The sequence below is a fragment of the Vibrio lamellibrachiae genome (genome assembly GCF_050337265.1).
GTDB classification, from domain to species: domain Bacteria; phylum Pseudomonadota; class Gammaproteobacteria; order Enterobacterales; family Vibrionaceae; genus Vibrio; species Vibrio kyushuensis.
Genome location: NZ_JAKJSU010000004.1, coordinates 1,036,957 through 1,062,503 on the forward strand (window position 1 = coordinate 1,036,957; position 25,547 = coordinate 1,062,503).

At 42.4% G+C, this 25,547-nt stretch carries 23 protein-coding genes; 17 read left to right on the forward strand and 6 right to left on the reverse strand.

All coding sequences use genetic code 11. The annotated features are described in order from the left end of the window. The first annotated feature begins 113 nt into the window (after nucleotides 1-113). Together L4C54_RS04885 and L4C54_RS04890 are read left to right on the forward strand one after the other, a co-directional pair. On the forward strand, nucleotides 114-1,037 hold the full coding sequence (locus tag L4C54_RS04885) for an SPFH domain-containing protein (RefSeq protein WP_428803769.1): 924 nt from the start codon (nucleotides 114-116) through the stop codon (nucleotides 1,035-1,037). A gap of 8 nt (nucleotides 1,038-1,045) precedes the next feature. Beyond that, entirely contained in the window at nucleotides 1,046-1,498 is a 453-nt protein-coding gene (locus L4C54_RS04890) for an NfeD family protein (RefSeq protein ID WP_428807284.1), read from the forward strand. Between the two features lie 57 nt (nucleotides 1,499-1,555). On the opposite strand, the gene L4C54_RS04895 is transcribed toward L4C54_RS04890, so the two are convergent. From L4C54_RS04895 to zipA, 4 genes are all read right to left on the reverse strand, one after another. Next, nucleotides 1,556-2,206, reverse strand: coding sequence for a YccT family protein (locus L4C54_RS04895; RefSeq protein WP_428807285.1), 651 nt, complete (start codon nucleotides 2,204-2,206; stop codon nucleotides 1,556-1,558). Nucleotides 2,207-2,401: 195 nt separating this feature from the next. Next, nucleotides 2,402-3,442, reverse strand: coding sequence for a porin (locus L4C54_RS04900; RefSeq protein WP_428807286.1), 1,041 nt, complete (start codon nucleotides 3,440-3,442; stop codon nucleotides 2,402-2,404). Between the two features lie 519 nt (nucleotides 3,443-3,961). Further along, the gene (gene ligA, locus L4C54_RS04905) at nucleotides 3,962-5,974 is read right to left on the reverse strand and encodes an NAD-dependent DNA ligase LigA (RefSeq protein WP_428807287.1); all 2,013 of its coding nucleotides are present in this window, start codon (nucleotides 5,972-5,974) and stop codon (nucleotides 3,962-3,964) included. A gap of 194 nt (nucleotides 5,975-6,168) precedes the next feature. Then, a complete protein-coding gene (zipA, locus tag L4C54_RS04910; RefSeq protein WP_428807288.1) occupies nucleotides 6,169-7,101 on the reverse strand; it encodes a cell division protein ZipA in 933 nt (310 codons plus the stop codon). Between the two features lie 225 nt (nucleotides 7,102-7,326). Here zipA and cysZ point away from each other — a divergent pair, with 225 nt between their 5' ends. The 5 genes from cysZ (at nucleotide 7,327) to crr (ending at nucleotide 12,253) form a co-directional block, all read left to right on the forward strand. Further along, nucleotides 7,327-8,073 carry a sulfate transporter CysZ gene (gene cysZ / locus L4C54_RS04915; RefSeq protein ID WP_428807289.1) on the forward strand — a complete coding sequence of 249 codons (747 nt, stop codon included), beginning with the start codon at nucleotides 7,327-7,329 and terminating at the stop codon, nucleotides 8,071-8,073. 157 nt (nucleotides 8,074-8,230) lie between these two features. Next, on the forward strand, nucleotides 8,231-9,199 hold the full coding sequence (cysK, locus tag L4C54_RS04920) for a cysteine synthase A (RefSeq protein ID WP_428807290.1): 969 nt from the start codon (nucleotides 8,231-8,233) through the stop codon (nucleotides 9,197-9,199). 300 nt (nucleotides 9,200-9,499) lie between these two features. Beyond that, on the forward strand, nucleotides 9,500-9,757 hold the full coding sequence (locus tag L4C54_RS04925) for an HPr family phosphocarrier protein (protein ID WP_428803761.1): 258 nt from the start codon (nucleotides 9,500-9,502) through the stop codon (nucleotides 9,755-9,757). A 138-nt stretch (nucleotides 9,758-9,895) separates the two neighbouring features. Continuing rightward, on the forward strand, nucleotides 9,896-11,620 hold the full coding sequence (ptsI, locus tag L4C54_RS04930) for a phosphoenolpyruvate-protein phosphotransferase PtsI (protein ID WP_428803760.1): 1,725 nt from the start codon (nucleotides 9,896-9,898) through the stop codon (nucleotides 11,618-11,620). A 123-nt stretch (nucleotides 11,621-11,743) separates the two neighbouring features. Further along, nucleotides 11,744-12,253, forward strand: a complete 510-nt coding sequence (crr, locus tag L4C54_RS04935) for a PTS glucose transporter subunit IIA (protein WP_017034689.1) — start codon at nucleotides 11,744-11,746, stop codon at nucleotides 12,251-12,253. A gap of 88 nt (nucleotides 12,254-12,341) precedes the next feature. Here crr and L4C54_RS04940 read toward each other — a convergent pair whose 3' ends face one another. Next, nucleotides 12,342-13,493 carry a 2-octaprenyl-3-methyl-6-methoxy-1,4-benzoquinol hydroxylase gene (locus L4C54_RS04940; protein ID WP_428807291.1) on the reverse strand — a complete coding sequence of 384 codons (1,152 nt, stop codon included), beginning with the start codon at nucleotides 13,491-13,493 and terminating at the stop codon, nucleotides 12,342-12,344. A 278-nt stretch (nucleotides 13,494-13,771) separates the two neighbouring features. Here L4C54_RS04940 and miaB point away from each other — a divergent pair, with 278 nt between their 5' ends. From miaB to lnt, 5 genes are all read left to right on the forward strand, one after another. After that, nucleotides 13,772-15,196, forward strand: coding sequence for a tRNA (N6-isopentenyl adenosine(37)-C2)-methylthiotransferase MiaB (miaB, locus tag L4C54_RS04945; protein ID WP_428803758.1), 1,425 nt, complete (start codon nucleotides 13,772-13,774; stop codon nucleotides 15,194-15,196). 67 nt (nucleotides 15,197-15,263) lie between these two features. Then, entirely contained in the window at nucleotides 15,264-16,376 is a 1,113-nt protein-coding gene (locus L4C54_RS04950; RefSeq protein WP_428807292.1) for a PhoH family protein, read from the forward strand. Then, on the forward strand, nucleotides 16,373-16,837 hold the full coding sequence (gene ybeY, locus L4C54_RS04955; protein ID WP_428807293.1) for an rRNA maturation RNase YbeY: 465 nt from the start codon (nucleotides 16,373-16,375) through the stop codon (nucleotides 16,835-16,837). The genes L4C54_RS04950 and ybeY overlap by 4 nt, the downstream gene beginning before the upstream one ends. Before the next feature lie 122 nt (nucleotides 16,838-16,959). After that, nucleotides 16,960-17,859 carry a CNNM family magnesium/cobalt transport protein CorC gene (gene corC, locus L4C54_RS04960; protein ID WP_428807294.1) on the forward strand — a complete coding sequence of 300 codons (900 nt, stop codon included), beginning with the start codon at nucleotides 16,960-16,962 and terminating at the stop codon, nucleotides 17,857-17,859. Between the two features lie 44 nt (nucleotides 17,860-17,903). After that, entirely contained in the window at nucleotides 17,904-19,439 is a 1,536-nt protein-coding gene (gene lnt, locus L4C54_RS04965; RefSeq protein WP_428807295.1) for an apolipoprotein N-acyltransferase, read from the forward strand. A 127-nt stretch (nucleotides 19,440-19,566) separates the two neighbouring features. On the opposite strand, the gene L4C54_RS04970 is transcribed toward lnt, so the two are convergent. Continuing rightward, nucleotides 19,567-20,037 (reverse strand): zinc ribbon-containing protein, encoded by a 471-nt coding sequence (locus L4C54_RS04970; RefSeq protein ID WP_428803753.1) that lies wholly within the window; start codon nucleotides 20,035-20,037, stop codon nucleotides 19,567-19,569. Nucleotides 20,038-20,157: 120 nt separating this feature from the next. Here L4C54_RS04970 and leuS point away from each other — a divergent pair, with 120 nt between their 5' ends. The 5 genes from leuS (at nucleotide 20,158) to rlmH (ending at nucleotide 25,471) form a co-directional block, all read left to right on the forward strand. Next, nucleotides 20,158-22,734, forward strand: coding sequence for a leucine--tRNA ligase (leuS, locus tag L4C54_RS04975; RefSeq protein WP_428807296.1), 2,577 nt, complete (start codon nucleotides 20,158-20,160; stop codon nucleotides 22,732-22,734). 156 nt (nucleotides 22,735-22,890) lie between these two features. Next, the gene (locus L4C54_RS04980) at nucleotides 22,891-23,586 is read left to right on the forward strand and encodes an LPS-assembly lipoprotein LptE (protein WP_428807297.1); all 696 of its coding nucleotides are present in this window, start codon (nucleotides 22,891-22,893) and stop codon (nucleotides 23,584-23,586) included. 9 nt (nucleotides 23,587-23,595) lie between these two features. Continuing rightward, nucleotides 23,596-24,621 carry a DNA polymerase III subunit delta gene (gene holA / locus L4C54_RS04985; protein WP_428807298.1) on the forward strand — a complete coding sequence of 342 codons (1,026 nt, stop codon included), beginning with the start codon at nucleotides 23,596-23,598 and terminating at the stop codon, nucleotides 24,619-24,621. A gap of 58 nt (nucleotides 24,622-24,679) precedes the next feature. After that, nucleotides 24,680-24,997 carry a ribosome silencing factor gene (rsfS, locus tag L4C54_RS04990; protein ID WP_428807299.1) on the forward strand — a complete coding sequence of 106 codons (318 nt, stop codon included), beginning with the start codon at nucleotides 24,680-24,682 and terminating at the stop codon, nucleotides 24,995-24,997. A gap of 3 nt (nucleotides 24,998-25,000) precedes the next feature. Continuing rightward, on the forward strand, nucleotides 25,001-25,471 hold the full coding sequence (gene rlmH / locus L4C54_RS04995) for a 23S rRNA (pseudouridine(1915)-N(3))-methyltransferase RlmH (protein ID WP_428807300.1): 471 nt from the start codon (nucleotides 25,001-25,003) through the stop codon (nucleotides 25,469-25,471). The last annotated feature ends 76 nt before the right edge of the window (nucleotides 25,472-25,547 follow it).

The window sequence follows — 25,547 nt, forward strand, 5'->3', positions numbered from 1 at the left end:
GTCGTGACTTTGGCCTTAAGTCATTAAAAAATCACGATTCTCTTCACAACTCCATATTGAAACTGCGCTAGTATAGGTGACAAACTATACAACAGAACCCATAAGGAATTGTTATGCCTATTGACTCTCTTATCACCATTGGCTTTTTCATATTTGTCGCGATTGCCATCATTGCCTCGGCTGTTAAAACCGTGCCTCAAGGCAGCAATTGGACAGTTGAACGCTTTGGCCGCTACACTCAAACACTTCAGCCCGGTTTAAATATCATCGTCCCATTCATCGACCGAGTTGGACAAAAGATCAACATGATGGAACGTGTACTAGATATCCCAGCACAAGAAGTCATCTCTAAAGATAACGCTAATGTCGTCATTGATGCGGTCTGTTTCATTCAAGCTGTTGATGCAGCAAAAGCAGCCTATGAAGTCACCGACCTAGCCCATGCTATTCGCAACCTGACATTAACCAACATTCGTACTGTTCTTGGTTCGATGGAGCTTGATGAAATGCTCAGCCAACGAGATATGATCAACACCAAACTTTTGTCGATAGTTGATGAAGCCACAAACCCATGGGGCGTAAAAGTCACTCGTATAGAAATTAAAGACGTTCAACCACCTGCAGATCTTACCGCTGCGATGAATGCACAAATGAAAGCCGAGCGTAATAAGCGTGCGGATATTTTGTCAGCAGAAGGCGTAAGACAAGCAGAAATATTAAAAGCCGAAGGCCATAAACAATCTGAAATATTGAAAGCCGAAGGTGACAAACAAGCCGCAATTTTACAAGCAGAGGCTCGTGAACGTGCCGCTGAAGCCGAAGCAAGAGCGACCGAAATGGTCTCAACAGCAATAGCTCAGGGCGACATGCAAGCTGTTAATTACTTTATAGCGCAAGGCTATACTGATGCTCTAAAATCAATTGGCCAAGCTGAAAATAACAAAATCATAATGCTTCCACTTGAAGCCACAGGTTTGATGGGCTCTGTTGCTGGAATTGCGGAAATGTTTAAAGCTGACTCTTCTAAAGATAAATAGGTGATAACGTGTTGGAATTCTTAGATTCAATCAATCATTGGCACTGGCTAGCCTTTGGCTTAGCGCTTCTTGCTATGGAACTACTGGGAACGGCTGGTTACTTCCTATGGCTAGGAATTTCAGCACTCATCGTTGGGGTGATTTTCACTAGCCTACCAATGAGCTGGCAACTTCAATGGGTCTCCTTTGGCGTATTCTCACTCATTACCACTTGGCTTTGGTGGCGCAGACAGTTAAAAGCAGACACTAAAGATGACCAAAGCCGAGACTTAAACCAAAAGCAAAAGCAGCTGGTTGGACAGACTCTTGTGTTAGAAGAAGATATTGTTGTTGGAACTAATCGTTTGAAACTTGGCGACACTACTTGGTCAGCACGCTCTGAGACAAATATAGAGAAAGGAAATAAAATCATTGTAACTAAAGTTGACGGGATAATTTTAAGTATCAAGCTAAATGATTAGTTAAATGAATATTTAAGAAAGCTGTGGTAATTATTTACTCACAGCTTTCCATTGCAATTAAATATTATTTATGGCCCACGAAAGAAACTCTTGCTTTTGTTCTTTTGATAGCTTAGAAAATTCATTGACTGTTGAACCAATACCCTTTTCCAACTCTTTATAAGTCTCAACCTGCTTGATTGATTTCATATCATTAGACTGCTGTGGAGAAACTTTATAATGAGCTAAGCTCGCAACTTCACTACTCTTATTGAAGTTCTCTGTCGCTTGAATAAAATCAGAGCCAAAACTGGATAGCAAATTCAATCGATTTTTTTCTAAGAACTCAACGGTTCCTTCCCTAGCCACTATATCAAATGTAGGGGTTCCATTAAAACGATAGCCCGCACTCAGCGTTTTAACATTAGGTACATCTAGACTTAAAGAGCTGTCACGACTGTCAAATGTTGCTACTAAGGGCTTAGACTTAAACTTGGTCATTTTATTCCCTCCATCGTTGACAACTTTAGACAAACGAAAAACGACCTGATTTACCCCGTTAGGAATTGTGATATTTTCTTTATAATCAAAACCAAAACTAGAGTAACCAGCGTCTTCTCCATTAATAACTAATAATTGCACATCTTTCGGCAAATTGAGGGTTACATCCGCAAAAGCAGACATTGAGATAAAAACTGCTGAACCCAATAATACTTGTTTCAATTTCATGGTACTTCCCTCATCAAATTAGGCTTTAGGCCATTCCTATTAATATAGATACTCACAACGCGATATAGTTATATGCTTTACTCTTCAAACTTATCACAACACTTAAGAAACCATGATTAAACGCATGAATCAATAAATAAAAAAGGCTAACTCGGAAGAGTTAGCCATAAAAGCAGTGATAAACAATAATCTAAATTAGAAGTAGTATTCCATACCTACACGCCAACCGAAATCACTCTTACTACCTTCAGTAACTTCATTCTTCTGACTAACCGCACGCACATATACAACAGCTGCAGGGTCGAGCGAATACATTGCTTGGCCTGTTACAACAGAAGTGTTGTTTACAACTTTAGCACCATTAACTTCTGGATCGCTGTTTGAAGCGTAGTTTAGGTTAAACGTCCAATTTTCAACACCTACGTAATAAGCACCAACTTTAACTGCATCTGAAGAAGCTTCCCCAGTTTCACCATTGATCGCTTTTGCTTCTGAGTTTAAGTAAGCTAAATGAACACCAAACACATCAAAGTCTAAGTTCAAACCTGCAATATATGAATTCATTTCGGCATCAAGTGCTAGTGCACCACCAGCAGGGCGCTCAGTATTGTGTTCATACGCTAACTTAGCTGTTACTACGCCCTTGTTGAACTGGCCTGAAGCGCCATAGATGTTTGACCCTTTAATGCTCTCCTCACCACGACCAGCCGCTAAATCAAAGCTAAAACCACCTAAGTCACTTGAGTCATAACGAATCATATTCGATTGACGATCATAGTTGACATTACCAGTGTTACCCGTTGAGAAGCCACCACCAGAAGATTGACCAGTATAACCATCTAGCACTTCAAATAGAGGTGTTAATACACGACCAAAGTAAAGCTTACCACCTTCATCGAAATCGAAACCGCCGTATGTATCACGAACACCTAGACCACTACCAGAACCATCGTCACCAACGTTACCACCTTCTAATTGCCAAATTAGTTTTGGACCACGTTCAAACTGAGCAACACCACGTACACCGATACGTGATTCGTTGTCCATCCCAATAACTTTATCTGCTGTGTCATCAACTGAAGCTTCATAACCTTGTGCATTTTGTGCGATTGAGATAGCAATCTGTCCGTAAAGATCGACTGTTTCTGTTGCCGGCTTAGCCAGTGCAGAACCTGAAAAAGCAATAGATGCAACTGCTGCACCTATAAGAGTGCGTGTAAACATTTTGTTGTCCATGGAAAAACTCCTAAAAATATGGATATATAGCTGTTTTATATTTCTCACCTTAAGTTGGCCGCCGAAGGGAGAAAACAATTCCTATGTCGAAAATCTAAATTAGTCATTAACTTTTGATTTTCTTATTTCCTGCATACACATCGTGTATCCATGAGTTACAGACTAACTTTGCATCAAAAAATATCAACGAGAACTTAATTTTTATCTAAAAAAATATGAGCCAGGCCAAACTTTCCTCAAGTTAGTGATCAAGATCTAATAAATAAAATGAACTTAAATAAACCAACAATAAGTTCAATTAAAACAATAATTTAACCGATTAATGAGAGCAATTACTTTGAAGTCGATCGCATAGATTGTCTGAGTTAACACCCAGTAATTAATAGTTTGAACAATGTCACTCTATTTTAAAATGCATGAATAACTCGATCTCTCACCACTATATTTCAGACATAAAAAAAGACACCAAACCGCTAGGTTTGATGTCTTTTTTTATCTTTATCTATTTTTACATTGAGATTAACCCATTAAATCGACCAAATCTTGTTCTGATTTAACTTCGACACCAAGCTCTTGTGCCTTGGCAAGTTTAGAACCTGCTGCTGCGCCAGCGAATAACATATCTGTTTTCTTAGACACGCTGCCTGTCACCTTTGCACCTAACTGTTGCAGCGCTTCTTTCGCTTCAGTTCTTGTTAATTGAGATAGTGAACCCGTTAATACCACCACTTTACCTTCCAAAGGTTTTGGTGAGCTATCATCAGTTAAAGAGAGATCGGGCCAATGAACACCCTGATCTACAAGATCGGCGGTAATTTGTACATTTTTATCTTGAGCAAAAAATGTTGTTATATGCGCCGCAACAATCTCACCAATATCGTCCACTTTGAGTAATTGCTCGTGAGACGCGACTTGAATAGCCTCTAGTGTAAGAAAGTGCTGCGCTAAATTATTTGCTGTTGCTTCACCAACTTCGCGAATACCTAACGAATAGATGAATCGAGAAAGCGTGGTCTCTTTGGCTTTATTCAGCGCAGCAACGATATTTTGCGCCGATTTTGGCCCCATTCTATCGAGTACAGTTAATACACCCGCCGAAAGCTTAAACAGATCAGCCGGTGTCGATACCATCTCTTTATCCACCAGCTGCTCAATGACCTTAACCCCTAAACCGTCAACATCCAGTGCCTTGCGAGAGACAAAATGCTTAAACGCCTCTTTTCTTTGCGCTTGGCAAATTAAGCCACCACTGCAACGTGCAACCGCTTCTCCTTCAACACGCTCTATATCAGACTGACAAACAGGGCAATGTTTCGGGAAGATTATCTCTTTACATGTGCCACTTCTACGTTCAAGTAGCACCGAAGCGATTTGAGGAATAACGTCGCCCGCTCTGCGAATGATGACTGTGTCACCTATTTTCACTCCTAAGCGCTCAATCTCATCAGCATTGTGCAGTGTGGCATTACTGACCGTCACACCACCCACAAATACTGGCTCAAGTTTAGCGACTGGCGTTATGGCGCCTGTTCGACCTACTTGAAACTCGACATCATTTAATACAGTTAACTCTTCCTGTGCAGGAAATTTATAGGCAATAGCCCACCTTGGCGCTCTTGCAACAAATCCAAGAGCTTCTTGCTGTGCAATATCATCAACTTTTATAACAACGCCATCAATTTCGTATTCCAGATCGTCACGGCGTTCCAATATGTCTTTATAATAAGCTTTCACTTCATCTAAGGACGTTACTTGCTTTGTCTCGCTACACATCGGCAAGCCCCAACCTTTCAGCTGTATAAAACGGTGATAATGGCTGTTTGATAACTCCCCACCTTCAACAATACCAACGCTGTATGCGTAAAAGCTTAATGGCCTCATTGCTGCAATTTTTGAATCTAGCTGGCGAAGGCTACCTGCCGCTGCATTTCGTGGGTTAACAAAAGCTTTGTCACCTTTACGAAGTGCTTCTTGATTGAGTTTTTCAAACCCTGCTTTTGGTAAAAAGACTTCACCACGTACTTCTATACGCTCGGGCCAACCTTCACCCTGCAACTTGAGTGGAATCGCTTTGATAGTACGCGCATTTTCGGTGACGTTTTCACCCATAGCGCCATCTCCACGTGTCGCCGCTTGAACGAGTATTCCGTTTTCATACAATAGACTGATTGCTAGCCCATCAAGCTTTGGCTCACAGCAATATTGTTCTACACGCTCAGCGTTCAATCTATCATTTGCACGCTTCTGGAATGCTTCAAGATCTGCGTCATCAAAGGCGTTGTCCAAAGACAGCATCGCCATTTCATGAGTCACTTGCTCAAAACCATCTAAAGGTTTACCGCCTACACGTTGACTTGGAGAGTCGACTGTTACGAGACCCGGATGCTTCTCTTCTATTTCTAGCAACTCTCTCATTAAACGGTCGTACTCTGCATCGGGTAGCTCTGGTGCATCCTCAACATAGTATTTAACGGCATGGTAATGGAGCGTGTTCTTGAGTTGGGTTAGTTTGTCGTGGACTAAATCAGACATAATATTCTCTAAACTAGAAAGCTATATTGGGAATATACCCAAAGTAATTGACGTTATAGCTAGGCAACGAGTGATTGGGGCGAATGAGCGCCGTTAACAAAGCTGTAGCTTCAAGTACGAAGGATATAACAACAATAAAAAAGGCCCCCGGTTAGGAGCCTCTTCTCTTTAAATCTTATTCAATTATTTTAGCATTAAGCAGGCAAGGCTGTTTTAAATTCTTGAATCTGACGACGATATGCCGACAAACGGTCGGGCGTCATCAAATTACGGCCATCATCTAGTACGTTTCCACCTAAGTCATCAGCAATTTGCTGCGCCGTTCTAAGCATTAAATTAAAGTTCTGCTCAGGATCACCACAACATGGCAGTGTCATAAAGAATGAAATGCCCATTGTCGAATATTGAGCAGGGTCGTCATGCTTTAATGTGCCGGGTTGCATCATATTCGCCACGCTAAATAAAACCTTACTATTCGTTGATGTATCTACGTGATAATGGAATATGTCCATTTCACCGTAACGTAAATCATTTTTTTCCATGCTATTAAATAGCTTAGTGCCGACAAACGGGATGTCGCCTGCAGCATGGACATTTAAAACAATCACTTCCATTTCTGGCTCAGACACTACCTCTGCAGTATTTGACTCATCTGGTTTAGCGACGTCTTGATTCACTGTCATAGGCGCTTCATCAACAAGGCTCGCTACTGATTTTTTAGGTTCAAGCGGAGAAGAGAACTTATTAGATACCGTTTCTTCAGCATCGCCAATGGCATTGAAAGAAGGAATATCATCCTCAACTTCAGCATCAACTGATAACTCGCCATCCGATTCGTAGTTATCGACAAGTGGGTCAGCTTCAAACAGTGGGTCGATGCCCGTATCATGTTGTGCTTCAAAACTAGGTGTCTTACGCTCTTTACGAACCACTTCAAAATCATCTTCGGGTGCGAAACCACGCTCTGGTGTGGCTTTAGGCTCTTCACTCTTGGTATTCACTTTCCCTAGAGGTTTATCACCAAACTTGGCTTTCCCTTCCTTTTTACTTGTCCAAAGACCATGAAATAGTAACGCGGCTATCGCCAGTGCGCCGACAATAATAAGTACGAATCGCAATTCCTGCATACTTAACTCTCAATAACTTGATGATAAAAATAGTGACCGAACAGCGTTTATAGCGTTCGCATCAAGGGAAAAAACATGAATACTAACGCTACTCTACCAAAACTCTCGACTAATTTAGAACAACTTAATGCAATAAGTTCAACCTACATTAGAATTTAGGCCTCTTTTCTTATTGATAGAGTTAAGTAGAATAGAGGCTACAACATAAAGTGGGTATATTTTTGAATGGACTCTAAATCTTCACAACGCTCCGGATTCGGTTACTTTTTCTACGGTATAGAGCTAGCCTTAACACCCGGCATTCGCCGTTTTGTTCTTTTTCCCCTATTAGCTAATATTTTTCTTGTTGGCGGTGCACTGTTTTACCTCTTCTCTAATATGGACGCTTGGGTAACACAGTGGATGGGACAACTCCCTGAGTTTCTTTCATGGCTAAGCTACATACTTTGGCCATTGATTGTGATTACCATCTTAGCTACTTTCTCCTACTTCTTTAGTACGCTTGCTAACTTTATTGCAGCGCCTTTTAATGGATTGCTTGCAGAGAAAGTAGAAGAACATTTGATAGGTAATGCGATAAATGAGGATGGATTCCTTGCTTTGGTTAAGGATTTGCCGCGTATTTTTGCAAGAGAGTGGCGAAAGCTGCTTTATATTATTCCAAAAGCTCTTGGCCTGTTCATTCTTCTATTGATACCCGCACTCGGACAGACAATTGGTCCATTTGTTTGGTTTATATTTACCGCATGGATGCTATCAGTCCAATATTGTGACTACCCTTTTGATAATCACAAAATTGAATTCAAACAAATGCGTAACAATTTGAAACAAAATCAAACTAAAACCTATAGCTTTGGTTCCCTTGTTGCCGTATTTACAACCATTCCAGTCCTAAACCTCATTGTTATGCCAGTCGCAGTGTGCGGGGCAACGGCTATGTGGGTAGCAGAATATAAACAGCAAAATCAATAAGTCTCTGACGCGCTAGTAAATCCTTTGTTTACTGGCGCATATGCTAAATAACCTGCTTTGCTTCTATATGTTATAACTTTTTAATCCTTTTCCGTTTTTTACTTAGCGCATATTCTTCTAAACGTATTCACAAAACGTGTAATGAAGGAACATCGACATGAGCAAGATCTACGAAGACAATTCACAAACTATTGGTAACACTCCACTTGTACGCTTGAACAAAGTAAGTAACGGGAAAGTACTTGCTAAAGTAGAATCACGTAACCCTAGCTTCAGTGTTAAATGCCGTATTGGCGCGAACATGATTTGGGAAGCTGAAAAAGCAGGCACACTTAAAGAGGGTGTTGAACTTGTTGAACCAACCAGTGGTAATACAGGTATTGCCTTGGCATTCGTAGCCGCAGCTCGTGGGTATAAGCTTACTCTTACTATGCCAGAATCAATGAGCCTTGAGCGTCGCAAACTGCTTAAAGCTCTGGGTGCAAAACTTGAGCTAACAGAAGCGGCAAAAGGCATGAAAGGCGCGATCGCTAAAGCCGAAGAAATTGTTGCTGCTAATCCTGACAAATTTTTACTACTTCAACAGTTCAACAACCCTGCTAACCCGCAAATTCACGAGAAGACAACGGGGCCTGAAATCTGGGATGCAACAGACGGCCAGATTGATGTGTTCGTAGCAGGTGTTGGTACTGGTGGTACTATCACAGGCACAAGCCGCTATATTAAAGGTGAAAAAGGCAAAGCAATCACTTCTGTTGCTGTTGAACCTGCTGAGTCTCCAGTCATCGCGCAAGTACTTGCTGGCGAAGAGGTCAAACCTGCTCCGCATAAAATTCAAGGTATTGGTGCAGGCTTCATTCCAGAAAACCTAGATTTAGAGCTTTTAGACAGAGTAGAAGCCGTAACTTCTGAAGAAGCTATCGCAATGGCTCAACGTTTAATGGAAGAAGAAGGAATCCTTGCTGGTATCTCTTCTGGTGCAGCGGTTGTTGCAGCGAACAGACTAGCAGAACTTCCTGAATTTGAAGGAAAAACTATTGTAACTGTACTACCAAGTTCAGGTGAACGTTACCTAAGTACGGCACTATTTTCAGGTATCTTTGGTGAGAAAGAGAACCAACAGTAATATGTGGTCAAATCAATATTTGAGATAAAAAAGCCCCTTTTAGGGGCTTTTTTGTTGATCCTTGCCGCACCTTTGGTACTATCAAGCCTGTTTTATTTTTCGCTTCAAAATAAAGAAGCAATAAACATATTTAGACAATGACGAATTTCAGCATAGATTGAATTCGTGATTGCATAACTTTAATCAAGTATCAGTTCTGACACGCAAACGACGTTACTCAGGTAGCAGAAAATCGTTGAACGAGTTAAGCTAAATCTAGATTAATAAACTAACAAAAAATAAATCAATTGGGGTAATAACATGTACGAGAAGCAAGTAGAAATCACAGCAGAAAATGGCCTTCACACTCGTCCGGCTGCACAGTTCGTTAAAGAAGCTAAAAGTTTTGATGCGGACATCACTGTGACTTCTAGCGGCAAAAGTGCTAGCGCGAAGAGCCTTTTCAAGCTACAAACTCTTGGCCTAGTTAAAGGTACGAAAGTAACTATTTCAGCTGAAGGCCCTCAAGCACAACAAGCTGTTGACCACCTAGTAGCACTAATGGATCAGCTTCACTAATCCAGCCTCCTATTTTTAAAGCCATTTTGTGAAAGCAGAATGGCTTTATTGGAAATAGAGCAATATATGAGCTACAACTTATCGTTAGCACTTTAGTTACACTCTCCCGTTTACAGTTGACCAATTTAAGGTAAGGCTATGATTTCAGGCATCCTAGCATCTCCAGGTATTGCTTTCGGTAAAGCACTACTTCTTCAAGAAGATGAAATTGTCCTAAATACTCACACTATTTCAGACGACCAAGTCGAAGCTCAAGTTCAATGCTTCTTTGACGCACGTAACAAATCCTCAGCACAGTTAGAAACGGTCAAGCAAAAAGCACTTGAAACGTTTGGTGAAGAAAAAGAGGCGATCTTTGAAGGTCACATCATGCTTCTTGAAGATGAAGAGCTAGAGGAAGAAATCCTAGCACTCATCAAGAAAGACAAAATGCATGCTGATAACGCGATTTATACCGTTATTGAAGAGCAAGCATGTGCTCTAGAATCTCTAGACGACGAATACCTAAAGGAACGTGCAACGGATATCCGCGATATCGGTACACGTTTTGTTAAAAATGCACTAGGCATCAACATTGTTTCGCTAAGCGACATTGATGAGCAAGTTATCCTAGTTGCTTACGACCTAACGCCATCAGAAACTGCACAAATCAACCTCGACTACGTTCTTGGTTTCGCATGTGACATCGGCGGTCGTACATCACACACTTCAATCATGGCACGTTCACTTGAGCTTCCAGCTATCGTTGGTACTAACGATATCACTAAGCAAGTTAAGAACGGCGACATGCTTGTGCTAGATGCGATGAATAATAAAATCATCATCAACCCTTCTGAAGCTGAACTAGACGCAGCTAAAAAAATCAAAGCAGATTTTGAAGCAGAAGCGACTGAGCTAGCAAAACTTAAAGACTTACACGCTGAAACTCTAGACGGACACCGTGTAGAAGTTTGTGGCAACATCGGTACGGTAAAAGACTGTGATGGTATTTTACGTAACGGTGGCGAAGGTGTTGGTCTGTACCGTACTGAATTCCTATTTATGGACCGTACAGCACTTCCTACTGAAGAAGAGCAATACGTTGCTTACAAAGAAGTCGCTGAAGCAATGAACGGTGAGTCAGTGATTATCCGTACTATGGATATCGGTGGCGATAAAGATCTTCCTTATATGGATCTTCCACAAGAGATGAACCCGTTCCTAGGCTGGCGTGCAGTACGTATCAGCTTGGACCGTCGTGAAATTCTACGCGATCAGCTACGTGGTATCCTACGTGCATCTGCACACGGTAAACTACGCATCATGTTCCCAATGATCATCTCTATCGAAGAAATTCGTGAGCTTAAGAAAGCGATCGAAGAGTACAAAGTTGAACTTCGTGCTGAAGGTCATGCATTTGATGAAGAGATCGAAATTGGCGTTATGGTTGAAACACCAGCTGCAGCGGCAATCGCACACCACCTTGCAAAAGAAGTGGCTTTCTTCTCTATCGGTACTAACGATTTAACTCAGTACACACTAGCAGTTGACCGTGGTAACGAGATGATTTCTCACCTTTACAACCCACTATCTCCAGCGGTTCTTCTTGTTATCAAACAAGTAATCGAGGCTTCTCATAAAGAAGGCAAGTGGACGGGTATGTGTGGTGAATTAGCGGGTGATGAGCGTGCAACGCTGCTTCTTCTTGGTATGGGTCTAGATGAGTTCTCAATGAGCGGTATCTCTATCCCTAAAGTGAAGAAAGTTATCCGTAACTCTAACTTCGCTGAAGTGAAGAAAATGGCTGAAGAAGCACTTTCTCTACCAACCGCTGCTGAAATTGAAGCGTGTGTAGACAAGTTCATTGCGGAAAAAACTCAATAATCTGCTAATACCCATTATCATAAGCGACAAATAGATATAGGCGACTAAAAGTAGTCGTCTATTGTTTATGATTGGTATACTATATTTCGACAGAATAAAACTAAACGTTAGGAGCATGACACAATGGGTCTGTTTGACAAACTTAAGAAGCTTGTATCTGATGACAGCGCTGATGCTGGTGCAATCGAAATCATCGCACCTCTTTCAGGTGAAATCGTAAATATCGAAGATGTGCCAGATGTGGTTTTCGCTGAGAAAATCGTTGGTGACGGTATCGCGATCAAGCCAGCTGGCGACAAAATGGTAGCTCCAGTTAACGGTACTATCGGTAAGATCTTTGAAACTAACCACGCATTCTCAATTGAGTCTGACGATGGCGTTGAGCTATTTGTTCACTTCGGTATCGATACTGTTGAACTAAAAGGCGAAGGCTTCACTCGTGTTGCTGAAGAAGGTCAATCTGTTAAAGCTGGTGACACTATCATCACTTTCGACCTAGCGCTTCTAGAAGAGAAAGCGAAATCAACACTAACACCTGTTGTTATCTCTAACATGGACGAAATCAAAGAGCTAAACAAGCTTTCTGGTTCTGTAACTGTTGGCGAAAATCCTGTACTACGTGTAACTAAGTAATCATTACTTAATTACAACGAGTACAAAAAACGCTGCCTCTTGCAGCGTTTTTTTATATCTGTTGATCATGCAGATTTACAAAGTAGCTCTACTTCAAACCAACCGCATATTTCAATACTTCATTTTTAAGTGCACCAGAATTATCCGCCAATTTCAGCAAGCCATTTCTCACTAATTTGGTTACTGGATTTTGAGAGCGAAATCCTTTGTAGAAAACATCCATTCCTGTCTGCATTAGCAAGTTGTCACGACGACGCTGTTTCTCATATTTAGCTAAGTGCTCGGAAGCAATCACCTGCCCTTCCGATTCATCGAGCAACACGACGACATCCCTAAAACCAAGATTGACTCCCTGCCCTGCTAAAGGGTTAATCGTATGCGCGGCATCGCCAACCAAAATACATCGATTTTTAATGTACTGCTGTGCATGGCGACGAGTTAATGGGAATGACCCACTATCTATCACCTTAATACCACCAAGTTCAGCAGGAAAGTGACTTAGGATTTGTTCTTTAAGTGTGTCGTTGTCCATCGCATTAAGCTGACGGATACGCTTAGGTGAGTCATACCATACTAGTGAACCATTCTTACCCGGTAAGGGGAGAAACGAGCGAGGACCAGATGGCAAAAACTGCTGCCAAGTAATGTCTTGTTGATCTTTTTCCGTTTCCACATTGATTAGCATGCAATGCTGTCGATAATCCCAAGCAGTAATACCTATTCCAGCTAGCTGCCTAACTTGAGAGTTTGCACCATCCGCGCCAATAACCCATTCAGCTTCGAATTGTTCACCGGACTCAAGTGTCACTAAATTAGTGCTACCAAATTCAATACCTTTCAGCTGCTCAGGACAAAGCACCGTTAAATTAGAATGGTTAGAGAACTCTTTCCACAGGCCGAGCTGAATCAGGCGATTTTCAACAATATAACCAAGCTCTGTTAATCCAAGAGAGTCTGAATGGAACCGAGTTCGGCACTCAGGGTGCTCCCATGTCTCTAATCGTTTGTATGGACAAACACGCATTGCTAATGTGTGTTGCCAAGCGCCCAAACGCTGCAGTAACGAAACAGACGCATGAGAAATTGCTGAGACGCGAATATCATGTGGCTGCTCAGCGTCATAATTTTCTGGCTGCTTATTTTCGATAACAACCACTTCACGACCTTGTTTGGCAAACCCTAAAGCAACAGCGGCACCGACCATACCACCACCCACCACTGCAATTTCGTACTTTTTCATATGCTATTAACCAACATCGTCATAAAACAAAACTATTTGCTGAAAATTTATTGTACGTTTTCATCACCATAATGGAAGCCTCATTAGATAACTTCATTAGTGGTTATTTATATCCCATATTCTGGATTGTTTGATTTTGCCTAACCACTGGTCAGCCTGTATTGAAAGCAGTACAATACGCGGCTTTCCGCCCAAACCCGTTTTTCAGGTGTGTTAAGGGTGGAAAAGTACTGGGCGATTTGCTCCCTTAATTTAAACTAACGATCGAGCGAACAGAGATGAGTAAGAAACTACTAATTAAAACTTGGGGTTGTCAGATGAACGAATACGATTCATCAAAAATGGCTGACCTCTTGAATGCTGCCAATGGCTACGAACTAACCGAAGATCCAAACGAGGCAGATGTACTTCTACTCAATACCTGTTCTATTCGTGAAAAAGCGCAAGAGAAAGTATTCCACCAGCTTGGTCGTTGGAAAACACTAAAAGATAAAAAAGAAGGCGTCGTTATTGGCGTCGGCGGTTGTGTAGCAACCCAGGAAGGCGATCACATTCGTAAACGTGCACCATTTGTCGACGTTATTTTCGGCCCACAAACACTGCACCGCTTACCACAGATGATCGCATCATCGCTGTCAAACGAAGCGCCGGTAATGGATATCTCTTTTCCAGAAATCGAAAAGTTCGATAACTTACCAGAGCCAAGAGCCGATGGAGCAACTGCATTTGTCTCGATCATGGAAGGTTGCTCTAAGTACTGCACATACTGTGTTGTACCGTACACTCGTGGCGAAGAAGTTAGCCGTCCAATGGATGACGTTCTATTTGAAGTGGCACAACTTGCAGAGCAAGGTGTACGCGAAGTCAACCTATTAGGTCAAAACGTTAATGCTTTCCGTGGTCCGATGCACGATGGTGATATCTGCTCTTTTGCAGATCTGCTTCGTCTTGTTGCATCTATCGATGGTATTGACCGTATTCGCTTTACAACAAGCCACCCGCTTGAGTTTACTGACGATATCGTCGCTGTTTATGAAGATACGCCAGAACTAGTGAGCTTTTTACACTTACCAGTACAAAGTGGTAGTGATCGTATTCTTACGATGATGAAACGCCCTCACACTGCTATCGAATATAAATCAATTATTCGTAAACTGCGTAAAGCTCGACCAGACATTCAAATTAGCTCTGACTTTATCGTTGCTTTCCCAGGTGAGAGCGATAAAGATTTCCAAGACACTATGAAGCTAATCAAAGAAGTTGATTTCGATATGAGCTTTAGCTTCGTCTTCTCAGCTCGCCCTGGTACACCAGCAGCTGATTACCCATGCGACATTCCTGAACAGACGAAGAAAGATCGTTTATGGGAACTGCAGCAGCAAGTTAACAGCCAAGCAATGCGTTTCTCTCGCCTAATGCTTGGTACTGAACAACGTATTCTGGTCGAAGGCCCATCGAAGAAAAATCTTATGGAGCTTCGCGGACGTACCGAAAATAGCCGAGTGGTAAACTTCGAAGGCTCTGCCGATCTTATTGGACAGTTTGTTGATGTGAAGATTACCGACGTGATGACCAACTCATTACGTGGTGAATTCATTAGATCTGAAAGTGAAATGGATCTTCGCAATGTGACCTCTCCGTCAGAAATGATAGAAAAGACCCGCAGAGAAGACGATCTAGGTGTAGCGACTTTTACACCATAAGCTAAAATGTCAAAAGAAGCCTAATGTGGATTGGGCTTCTTTATCATGATCAGACAGTGAGGCAACATTGAGCAATAAAATCGTTACACTAGAAATTAATCTAGAACCTTCAGACAACCGCCGACTTGCCAGTTTATGCGGTCCTTTCGATGACAATATTAAGCATTTAGAACGTCGACTAGGCGTTGAAATAAACCACCGAAACAATTTCTTCACTATCGTTGGTAAGCCTCATACTGCCGCTGCTGCACTTGATATCCTTAAAACGCTTTATGTCGATACAACACCAGTCCGTGGCAATATCCCCGATATCGAACCAGAACATATTCACCTAAATGTGAAACAGTCAGGCATCCTTGAGCAAACAGAAGAGTCAACTCTGGATCATGGTAAAGAAGTCTTTATCAAGACCAAAAAAGGTGTCATTAAACCTCGTACGCCAAATCAAGGCCAATATCTGGTCAACATGGTCACCCATGATATTAGCTTTGGCATAGGGCCTGCTGGTACGGGTAAGACATACCTTGCTGTTGCAGCGGCAGTTGATGCACTCGAGCGACAGGAGATTCGCAGAATTTTATTAACGCGGCCAGCTGTTGAAGCCGGTGAGAAGCTAGGTTTTCTTCCTGGTGATCTTAGCCAGAAAGTCGACCCGTACCTACGTCCCCTTTATGATGCTCTGTTCGAGATGCTTGGTTTTGAAAAAGTAGAGAAACTGATAGAGCGTAACGTTATTGAAGTAGCGCCTCTTGCTTATATGCGCGGACGTACGTTAAATGATGCCTTTATCATTCTTGATGAAAGCCAAAATACGACCGTTGAACAGATGAAAATGTTCTTAACCCGTATCGGCTTTAATTCACGTGCCGTCATTACCGGTGATGTTACGCAAATCGATTTACCTCGCGGCGCTCGTTCTGGATTACGACACGCTATCGAAGTATTAAATGATGTCGATGAGATAAGCTTTAACTTCTTCCTGGCCGATGATGTTGTTCGCCACCCTGTCGTAGCTCGTATCGTAAATGCTTACGAGAAATGGGAAACACAGGATCAGAAAGAACGTAAAGAGTATGAAAAGCGCCGTCGCGAAGAACGTGAAGCGTCACTAGCAGAAGCAACAGCATCTCAAACGTCTTCACAGACATCGTCAAAAGTACAAGAGCCAAACAAGTCATGAGCATTGAACTAGATCTACAGATCGCAGTAGAAGATGAAAAAGGTTTGCCTTCTGAGGCTGATATTCATCTGTGGTTAAGCAAAGCTGTGACAAACTTTCAATCTCAAGCTGAAGTCACAATTCGTATCGTTGATACGCAAGAGAGCCATGAACTGAACCATCAATACCGAGGAAAAGACAAACCAACAAATGTGCTATCTTTTCCATTCGAAGCGCCACCAGGTATTGAGCTGGACCTGCTTGGTGACTTAATTATTTGTCGCCAAGTCGTCGAGCAAGAAGCTCAGGAGCAAAGTAAGCCTTTGATGGCACACTGGGCGCATATGGTTGTACATGGTAGCTTGCATCTGCTAGGTTATGATCATATTAATGATGAAGAAGCAGAAGAGATGGAGTCTCTAGAGACCGAATTTTTAATGTCTATGGGTTTCAACGACCCATATATAGATGAGAAGCTTTAAAGTAGTCGTAAAGATTGCTAAAAACTAAACATAGTTATTAATATATGTCTTCGAGTACGCTAAATTTCGAAGGCATCATGTGTGCTATCACACTTTTGATAGCGTTATAGATATGAGAAACAATGAACGAAGAGAATCCTCCCCCTTCACCGGAAGGTAAAAAAGAAAAGGCTGAAGGTCCGAGTAGAAAGTCCTTTTTAGGACGTATTGGACAACTTTTTCAAGCAGAGCCCAAAGATCGTCAAGAACTGGTTGATGTAATTCGAGACTCTGAAGAAAATGATTTAATTGACCATGACACGCGCGATATGCTCGAAGGTGTTATGGAAATATCTGAAATGCGAGTTCGTGACATCATGATACCTCGTTCGCAGATGGTCACCGTAGATAAAAGCGATGATCTTGATGCGCTCATAGCCCTCATCACGGATGCAGCACACTCTCGATACCCAGTGATCAGCGAAGATAAAGATCATGTTGAAGGTATTCTGCTCGCCAAAGACTTATTAAAATACTTAGGCTCCGGCAGCGCTCCTTTCACTATCGAGCAAGTTATTCGCCCAGCAGTTGTTGTTCCTGAGAGTAAACGTGTTGATCGATTGCTTAAAGAGTTCCGTGAAGAACGTTATCATATGGCGATTGTCGTTGATGAGTTTGGAGGCGTCTCTGGCTTGGTAACGATCGAAGATATTTTAGAAGAGATCGTTGGTGAAATTGAAGACGAGTTTGATGATGAAGAAGAAGTCGAAATTCGTAAGCTGAGTAAACACACGTTTGCTGTCAAAGCGCTAACAACAATCGAAGAGTTTAACGATACCTTCCAAACAAGCTTCAGTGATGATGAAGTGGATACCGTTGGAGGACTTGTTATGAGCACTTTAGGTCACTTGCCATCACGTGGAGAAGTGGTTGAAATTGATCACTACACCTTTAAAGTAGCAGCTGCTGATAATCGCCGCGTACTGCAATTACAAGTTACCGTTCCCGATGAAGAACCACTTCCTCAACCGATGGAAGAGTAAACTTACTTTATATTTTCGCAAAAGCTTTACCGAGAAAACAATAGATGACTAACCAGATTATTCATCGCCTAATACGGCCTTTAGGGGCCGTTTTTGTTGGCGCTTTAACAACCCTTTCATTCGCCCCTTATCAAATTTGGCCACTGGCCATTGTTAGCCCTCTACTACTTTTATTGCTGCTTCAGGGGCAATCACCAAAGCGTGGCTTTTTCATTGGTTACGCTTGGGGAATCGGCCTTTTTGCCACAGGAATTAGCTGGGTTCACATCAGCATAGATGTCTTCGGAGGAATGCCTAAAATAGCGGGCATTGCATTAATGGCACTGCTCATTGGCTATTTGGCACTCTATAGCGGGCTTTTTTCTTGGGCAATGAATCGATTTTTCCCTATTGCTAGTCTGCATCGCTTCTTTCTAGCTGCACCCGCGTTATGGCTAATTACTGATTGGCTAAGAGGCTGGGTAATGACGGGGTTTCCGTGGCTATGGCTTGGCTACAGTCAAATAGACTCCCCGCTGGCAAACTTTGCACCGATCGGTGGCGTTGAACTTATCACCTTACTGCTTATTCTATCTTCGGCAGCATTTGCGTTTGCTATTTTAAAGCGCTCATGGTCAATATTACTGATTCCGACTGTGGTTTTATTCTCGGGTTTTGGACTTAGAAATGTAGATTGGGTTGTTCCAAATCCAGATCAAACAACGAAAGTCGCACTGATCCAAGGAAATGTAGATCAAGCGAGTAAATGGCTGCCGAGTCAACGTTGGCCAACCATTATGAAGTACGTCGATTATAGTCGTGAAAATTGGGATGCTGACGTCATTATTTGGCCTGAAGCGGCAATCCCTGCTTTTGAATTTGAAATCCCTTCGTTTCTACGAAATCTAGACGAGTCAGCAAAACAAAATCAAAGCGCAATTATCACTGGTGTTGTCAACAAGGGTGATAACAACGATTTCTATAACAGTGTACTTGCCATTGGTGCGACACCATACGGTGAGTACAGCTATGACCCAAACGAGAGATACCACAAGCATCATTTACTGCCGTTTGGTGAGTTCGTTCCTTTTGAAAATATACTCAGACCATTAGCACCGTTTTTCAATCTGCCTATGTCTTCATTCAGTCGAGGAGACTTTGTTCAGCCAAACATTGTTGCAAATGGCCGCCACATGGCTCCAGCGCTCTGTTATGAGATTATTTTCAATGAGCAGGTCAGACAAAACATCACCGATGACACCGACTTTATTCTGACTCTTTCTAACGATGCATGGTTTGGCGATTCAATTGGACCTTTACAGCACATGGAAATAGCGAGAATGCGAGCCCGCGAACTCGGAAAGCCGCTAATACGTTCAACCAATAATGGTGTCACCGCAGTAACCGATTACAAAGGTAATATCATTGAACAGGTTGAACAATTTGAAACAGTCGTTCTAAAAGCCACTATGCACTCTACCTCAGGTCAAACTCCGTATCGAAATTTTGGTACGTGGCCTCTGTATATCTGGGTCGTTGCAAGTTTGCTTGTTGCAGGAATGACCGCACGAAAAATCAGCTCAACTAACAAGAGCCAATAATATCCGAAAGAAATAAAAGCCGGCACCTATACATACAAACGTATCTTTAGGTGCCTTATTTTTTGTCATACGCCTCTTCGTTACCAAAGGCAGCGTTAATACTGTTAGAGCAAAAATTCATAGCAGGCTACGGTTTTAATGCTTGGCGACTAAATCCTGTATGACCACACTTTGTACATGAAATAACCGTTGTTGGGTGGTTGTACTGCACCTTGTGCCCACACTCATCACACACTAGTATCCCAAGTCCTATCATATCCCCGGCTTGGTACAGCCCTTGGTGATCAAGATCTTGAAATAACTCCACCCATTCAACTTTCGTTCGGTCAGTAATATCTAGTAACCCTTGCCAAATCGAATCTGAGATCATTAGTGAAAATGGGCTGCCCTTGCTCTCTTCATAGTTGTCAGCAAACTCCTTAAAATCGTACTTTAGATAAGCAGAGATCAAGGATAATTCATCTTTAGTCATGTCGTTAGCAGCACTGACTACCTTAGCCGACGTTTCAAAAACATGGTTAATTTCTTCAGGGCTACTTTTCAATGTATCGACAACTTCTTCGAACATCTCTTCGTAACCAGCTTTATGTTTTGGCATAACAGACCCCTTCAAGCAGATTGGCTATTGTTGTACTTCGCTCCTTTAGGTATTCTATGTCGATCTACTCGTATCTGTTCTAACCGAACTCACAAATTCCAAGATAACCGGATATCATCGATGCAAGAGCAATATAACCCGCAAGATATTGAACAAAAAGTTCAGCAGCACTGGGACAACAACAAGACCTTTGTTGTAAGTGAAGACCCAAATAAAGAAAAATTCTACTGTCTCTCCATGTTCCCTTACCCAAGTGGTCGACTGCACATGGGTCACGTGCGCAACTACACCATCGGTGATGTGGTTTCTCGTTTTCAGCGCCTACAAGGTAAAAATGTAATGCAACCAATCGGTTGGGATGCATTTGGCCTACCAGCAGAGAACGCAGCAGTGAAGAACAATACTGCCCCTGCGCCGTGGACATACGAAAATATCGAATACATGAAAAACCAGCTTAAACTTTTAGGCTTTGGTTACGATTGGAGCCGTGAATTCGCGACATGTACCCCTGAGTACTACCGTTGGGAACAAGAGTTCTTCACTAAGCTTTACGAAAAAGGCTTAGTTTACAAGAAGACTTCTTCTGTTAACTGGTGTCCAAATGACCAAACTGTTCTAGCAAACGAGCAAGTTGAAGACGGTTGCTGCTGGCGTTGTGATACTCCAGTGGAACAGAAAAAAATTCCACAGTGGTTTATTAAAATCACCGAGTACGCACAAGAACTACTTGATGACCTAGACAATCTTGACGGTTGGCCTGAAATGGTGAAGACCATGCAGCGCAACTGGATTGGTCGCTCTGAAGGTGTTGAACTATCTTTCGCTGTTAATGGTGAAGAAGCGCCTCTAGAAGTGTACACCACGCGTCCTGACACGCTAATGGGCGTATCTTACGTTGGTATCGCTGCTGGTCACCCTCTTGCTGAGAAAGCCTCTAAGAACAACGCTGAGCTTGCAGCATTCGTTGAAGAGTGTCGCAACACCAAAGTTGCAGAAGCTGAATTAGCAACGATGGAAAAGAAAGGAATGGATACAGGTCTAACGGCTATCCACCCTCTTAACGGTCGCGTTGTTCCTGTTTACGTCGCTAACTTCGTTCTTATGGATTACGGCACAGGTGCGGTAATGGCGGTTCCTGCTCACGATCAACGTGACTACGAATTTGCAACGAAATACGGTATCGACATCATTCCAGTCATCAAGCCTGAAGATGGTTCTGAACTAGACGTTTCTGAAGCGGCTTATACTGAGAAAGGCGTACTGTTTGATTCTGGTGAGTTCGACGGTCTTGAATTCCAAGCGGCATTCGATGCTATTTCAGCGAAATTAGAAGCAGACGGCAAAGGCAAGAAAACAGTCAATTTCCGTCTACGTGACTGGGGCGTATCTCGTCAGCGCTATTGGGGTGCTCCAATCCCAATGGTCACAACGGAAGACGGTCAAGTTCATCCAGTACCAGCAGACCAACTTCCAGTGATCCTTCCTGAAGATGTTGTGATGGATGGCGTTACAAGCCCAATCAAAGCAGATAAATCTTGGGCAGAAACAACGTTCAACGGCGAGCCAGCACTACGTGAAACCGACACATTTGATACCTTCATGGAATCGTCTTGGTACTACGCGCGTTACTGTTCTCCACAAGCGGACGACATTCTAGATCCAGAAAAAGCAAACTACTGGCTACCGGTTGATCAGTACATTGGCGGTATCGAGCACGCATGTATGCACTTGCTTTACTCTCGATTCTTCCACAAATTATTACGTGACGCAGGTTACGTAACGTCTGACGAACCATACAAGAAGCTACTTTGTCAAGGCATGGTACTGGCAGACGCGTTCTACCACGAAAACGACAAAGGCACTAAGGAGTGGATTGCTCCAACAGATGTTGAAATCGAACGTGATAGTAAAGGTCGAATTGAAAAAGCAGTAGACAACCAAGGTCGTAACGTTGCGCACTCTGGCATGATTAAAATGTCTAAGTCGAAAAACAACGGTATCGATCCGCAACAGATGGTTGATAAATACGGAGCAGATACCGTTCGCTTATTTATGATGTTTGCATCCCCTGCAGATATGACACTTGAGTGGCAAGAGTCTGGCGTTGAAGGTGCTAACCGCTTCCTGAAACGTGTTTGGAAACTGGTTCATATTCACTCTTCAAAAGGTGCGGCTGAATCTGTCGATGTTGCTGCACTGTCTGGCGACCAAAAAGCACTTCGTCGTGATGTTCATAAAACTATTGCGAAAGTGACGGACGATATTGACCGCCGCCAAACCTTCAACACTGCAATTGCTGCCATCATGGAGCTAATGAACAAACTAGCGAAAGCGCCTCAAGCTAATGCACAAGACCGTGCAATTCTTGATGAAGCACTGAAAGCCGTTGTTCGTATGCTTTACCCGATGACACCGCATATCTCTTACGAAATGTGGATGGCTCTTGGTGAATCAAATGTAGATTCAGCAACATGGCCAACGTTTGATGAGAAAGCATTAGTCGAAGACGAGAAAACTATTGTCGTGATGATCAATGGTAAGCTACGTGCGAAACTTCAGGTTGCCGCTGATATTACAGAAGAAGCAGTGAAAGAGCTTGGTCTGAACGATGAGAATGCAGTTAAATTCTTAGACGGTTTAACGATACGTAAAGTTATTTATGTACCAGGTAAGCTTCTAAATATCGTTGCTAACTAAATAATCACAAGTACAATCGTCAAAAGCTAAATTGTCGAATACTAGATATAACAAGCAGGGTGTTCACTCACTCTGCTTACTTATCTAATCGCTCTATTCGTCTTGCGAAACACGAGCAATTAGATAAGTATTTTAATTAATGAGAGCCTCTTACAAATGCGCCTGACTTCTAACTCATTTAAACTCGCTTGTATTGTATTAACCGCTAGCCTTCTTTCTGCTTGTGGATTTCAACTACGCGGTGATTACTCCGTACCCGAAGAGCTATCAACCATTTCTGTCACCAGTTATGACCAATACAGCACCTTCACACGAGTGGTTAAAAACCAATTACGTCTCAACGATGTAGAATTGATCTCTCCCAATAAAGACACACCAAATATTCACTTAGCAAGTGAGAGTGTTGGTGAACGTACACTTTCTTTATATCAAAATACTCGTGCTGCAGAAAAAGAACTTACATTTCATGCATCTTACCGAGTAACCATTCCTGAAGTCGGCGAGAAAACCTTTTCAACCAGTGTCACTCGTAGCTACCTTGATAACCCGTTAACAGCGTTAGCAAAATCAGTTGAACGTGACATGATTGAAGATGAAATGAGAAAGTTAGCTTCGACTCAAATCATACGCCAAATGGCCCGTTTAAGAGCGGATATTGAACTTCATGAACGCTGTCTTGAAGAACAATTTGTTCCAAACAGTAAAATCTATGAAGAGGAATGCATGAATGATGCATTTATCCGCCAGCTGCAAACTCTAGATGATGTAGAGGTTGTCACAGAGGAAACAACTTTTGACTTCGATTCAGAGATTGATATCGATACAAATGCTGACACCAATACCGAGCAGTAGGTTTTATCAATGCGGATCTATGCAGACAAATTAGCCGAGCAACTTAATAGACAACTTTATTCTATCTATTTGCTGTTTGGTAATGAACCATTACTGATTCAAGAGTCTCACAAGGCGATCAGAACTAAGGCTCAGTCTGAAGGCTTTGATGAACATCACCGCTTTACGCTTGATAATAGCCTCAACTGGAATGATGTTCATGACTGTTGCCACGCACTCAGCCTATTTTCCCGTCGACAGGTCATCGAGATTGAAGTCCCTGAAGCAGGCGTCAACGCTTCACACTCTAAAGAGCTCGTTGAGCTAGCATCATCCCTTCATTCTGATATTCTTTTGATTATTATTGGAAGCAAGCTAACCAAAGCTCAAGAGAACGCAAAATGGTTCAAAACTTATAATACGCTAGGCTGTTGGGTAAGCTGCTTAACGCCGGATATACAACGGTTACCACAATTTGTTCAGGCTCGATGCCAAGCTCTAGGTTTAGTCGCTGACATTGAAGCGAGACAAATGCTTGCACAGTGGCATGAAGGTAACCTTTTTGCCCTATCTCAAAGCTTAGAAAAACTGGCGCTTATCTATCCAGACGGTCAACTTACTCTTATTCGTTTGGAAGAGTCGTTAAGCCGCCACAACCATTTCACACCATTTCATTGGGTAGACGCCCTTCTTGCAGGCAAAGCAAAACGTGCACAACGAATTCTACGACAACTCGAAGCAGAAACAGTCGAGCCCGTTATTTTAATACGTTCCGTTCAAAAAGAGTTGATGCTGTTATTAAAGTTACAACTCGAACTCAAAACAGCACCAGCAGGTCAAGTGTTCGACAAGCATCGTATCTGGCAGTCTAAGCGTCCGCTTTATAATAGCGCACTATCAAGAATGCCCATTTCAAGTTTACAACAAAGGTTGAGACTTCTTGCACAGTGTGAGATTTTGACCAAGACTCAATATGAGACCTCACCTTGGCCAACATTGCATCAGTTAAGCTTAGAGATGTGTCAGCCTTCTATCAATCTAGCGGTCTACCATTAAAAGCGTGCTATACTGCTCGGTCGAAAAAATACCTATTACTACCTTTGAGGATGATCTTTTGTTACGCGAAGAACTAAATAATTTTCTTGCTGATAAAGCAGATGACATGAAAGCACTGAACATTAAAACTATCGATGTACAAGGTAAATCAAGCATTACCGACTACATGATCATCTGTACTGGTACATCAAAAACCCATGTAGCTTCTATTGCTGGGCATGTCGCAAATCAAGTTAAACTTGCAGGCATAGAAACGCTTGGAATGGACGGCGAGAAAGAAGGTGAATGGGTCGTTGTTGATATGGGGTCTACCATGTTGCATGTGATGCAAGAAGAGCACCGCGATCTATACCAACTAGAAAAACTCTGGGGCTAATTTGTGAAAATACAGCTGATTGCCGTTGGGACAAAAATGCCGAAATGGGTCGAAGAAGGCTTTCAAGAATATCGCCGACGCTTCCCACACGATATGCCACTTGAGTTAATTGAAATAACCGCCGGCAAACGTGGAAAAAATGCAGATATTGCACGCATCCTACAAAAAGAGGGTGAAGCAATGCTTACGGCTGTACCAAAGGGCAATCGGATTGTTACTCTAGATATTCCAGGAAAGCGCTGGGATACCGAGCAGCTTTCTCAACAGCTAGAAGCGTGGAAGCTCGATGCGCGTGATGTCTCTATATTAATTGGTGGACCTGAAGGGTTAGCACCGGCATGTAAAGCAGCAGCAGAGCAGAGTTGGTCTCTCTCCCCTTTAACTCTCCCTCACCCTTTAGTCCGTGTATTAATGGCTGAAAGTCTGTATAGAGCGTGGAGCATTACCGCTAACCATCCTTATCATCGAGAGTAACGTCATAACCACACCACCATGATTATCGACAGTACCGTCTTTAACAGATGTACTGTTTTTATCGCATGTACAGCTA

Coding starts and splice junctions, on each gene's coding strand:
- L4C54_RS04885 (WP_428803769.1), top strand. CDS start 114: ATGCCTATTGACTCTCTTATCACCATTGGCTTTTTCATATTTGTCGCG.
- L4C54_RS04895 (WP_428807285.1), bottom strand. CDS start 2,206: ATGAAATTGAAACAAGTATTATTGGGTTCAGCAGTTTTTATCTCAATG.
- L4C54_RS04900 (WP_428807286.1), bottom strand. CDS start 3,442: ATGGACAACAAAATGTTTACACGCACTCTTATAGGTGCAGCAGTTGCA.
- ligA (WP_428807287.1), bottom strand. CDS start 5,974: ATGTCTGATTTAGTCCACGACAAACTAACCCAACTCAAGAACACGCTC.
- zipA (WP_428807288.1), bottom strand. CDS start 7,101: ATGCAGGAATTGCGATTCGTACTTATTATTGTCGGCGCACTGGCGATA.
- cysZ (WP_428807289.1), top strand. CDS start 7,327: ATGGACTCTAAATCTTCACAACGCTCCGGATTCGGTTACTTTTTCTAC.
- cysK (WP_428807290.1), top strand. CDS start 8,231: ATGAGCAAGATCTACGAAGACAATTCACAAACTATTGGTAACACTCCA.
- L4C54_RS04925 (WP_428803761.1), top strand. CDS start 9,500: ATGTACGAGAAGCAAGTAGAAATCACAGCAGAAAATGGCCTTCACACT.
- ptsI (WP_428803760.1), top strand. CDS start 9,896: ATGATTTCAGGCATCCTAGCATCTCCAGGTATTGCTTTCGGTAAAGCA.
- crr (WP_017034689.1), top strand. CDS start 11,744: ATGGGTCTGTTTGACAAACTTAAGAAGCTTGTATCTGATGACAGCGCT.
- L4C54_RS04940 (WP_428807291.1), bottom strand. CDS start 13,493: ATGAAAAAGTACGAAATTGCAGTGGTGGGTGGTGGTATGGTCGGTGCC.
- miaB (WP_428803758.1), top strand. CDS start 13,772: ATGAGTAAGAAACTACTAATTAAAACTTGGGGTTGTCAGATGAACGAA.
- ybeY (WP_428807293.1), top strand. CDS start 16,373: ATGAGCATTGAACTAGATCTACAGATCGCAGTAGAAGATGAAAAAGGT.
- corC (WP_428807294.1), top strand. CDS start 16,960: ATGAACGAAGAGAATCCTCCCCCTTCACCGGAAGGTAAAAAAGAAAAG.
- lnt (WP_428807295.1), top strand. CDS start 17,904: ATGACTAACCAGATTATTCATCGCCTAATACGGCCTTTAGGGGCCGTT.
- L4C54_RS04970 (WP_428803753.1), bottom strand. CDS start 20,037: ATGCCAAAACATAAAGCTGGTTACGAAGAGATGTTCGAAGAAGTTGTC.
- leuS (WP_428807296.1), top strand. CDS start 20,158: ATGCAAGAGCAATATAACCCGCAAGATATTGAACAAAAAGTTCAGCAG.
- L4C54_RS04980 (WP_428807297.1), top strand. CDS start 22,891: ATGCGCCTGACTTCTAACTCATTTAAACTCGCTTGTATTGTATTAACC.
- holA (WP_428807298.1), top strand. CDS start 23,596: ATGCGGATCTATGCAGACAAATTAGCCGAGCAACTTAATAGACAACTT.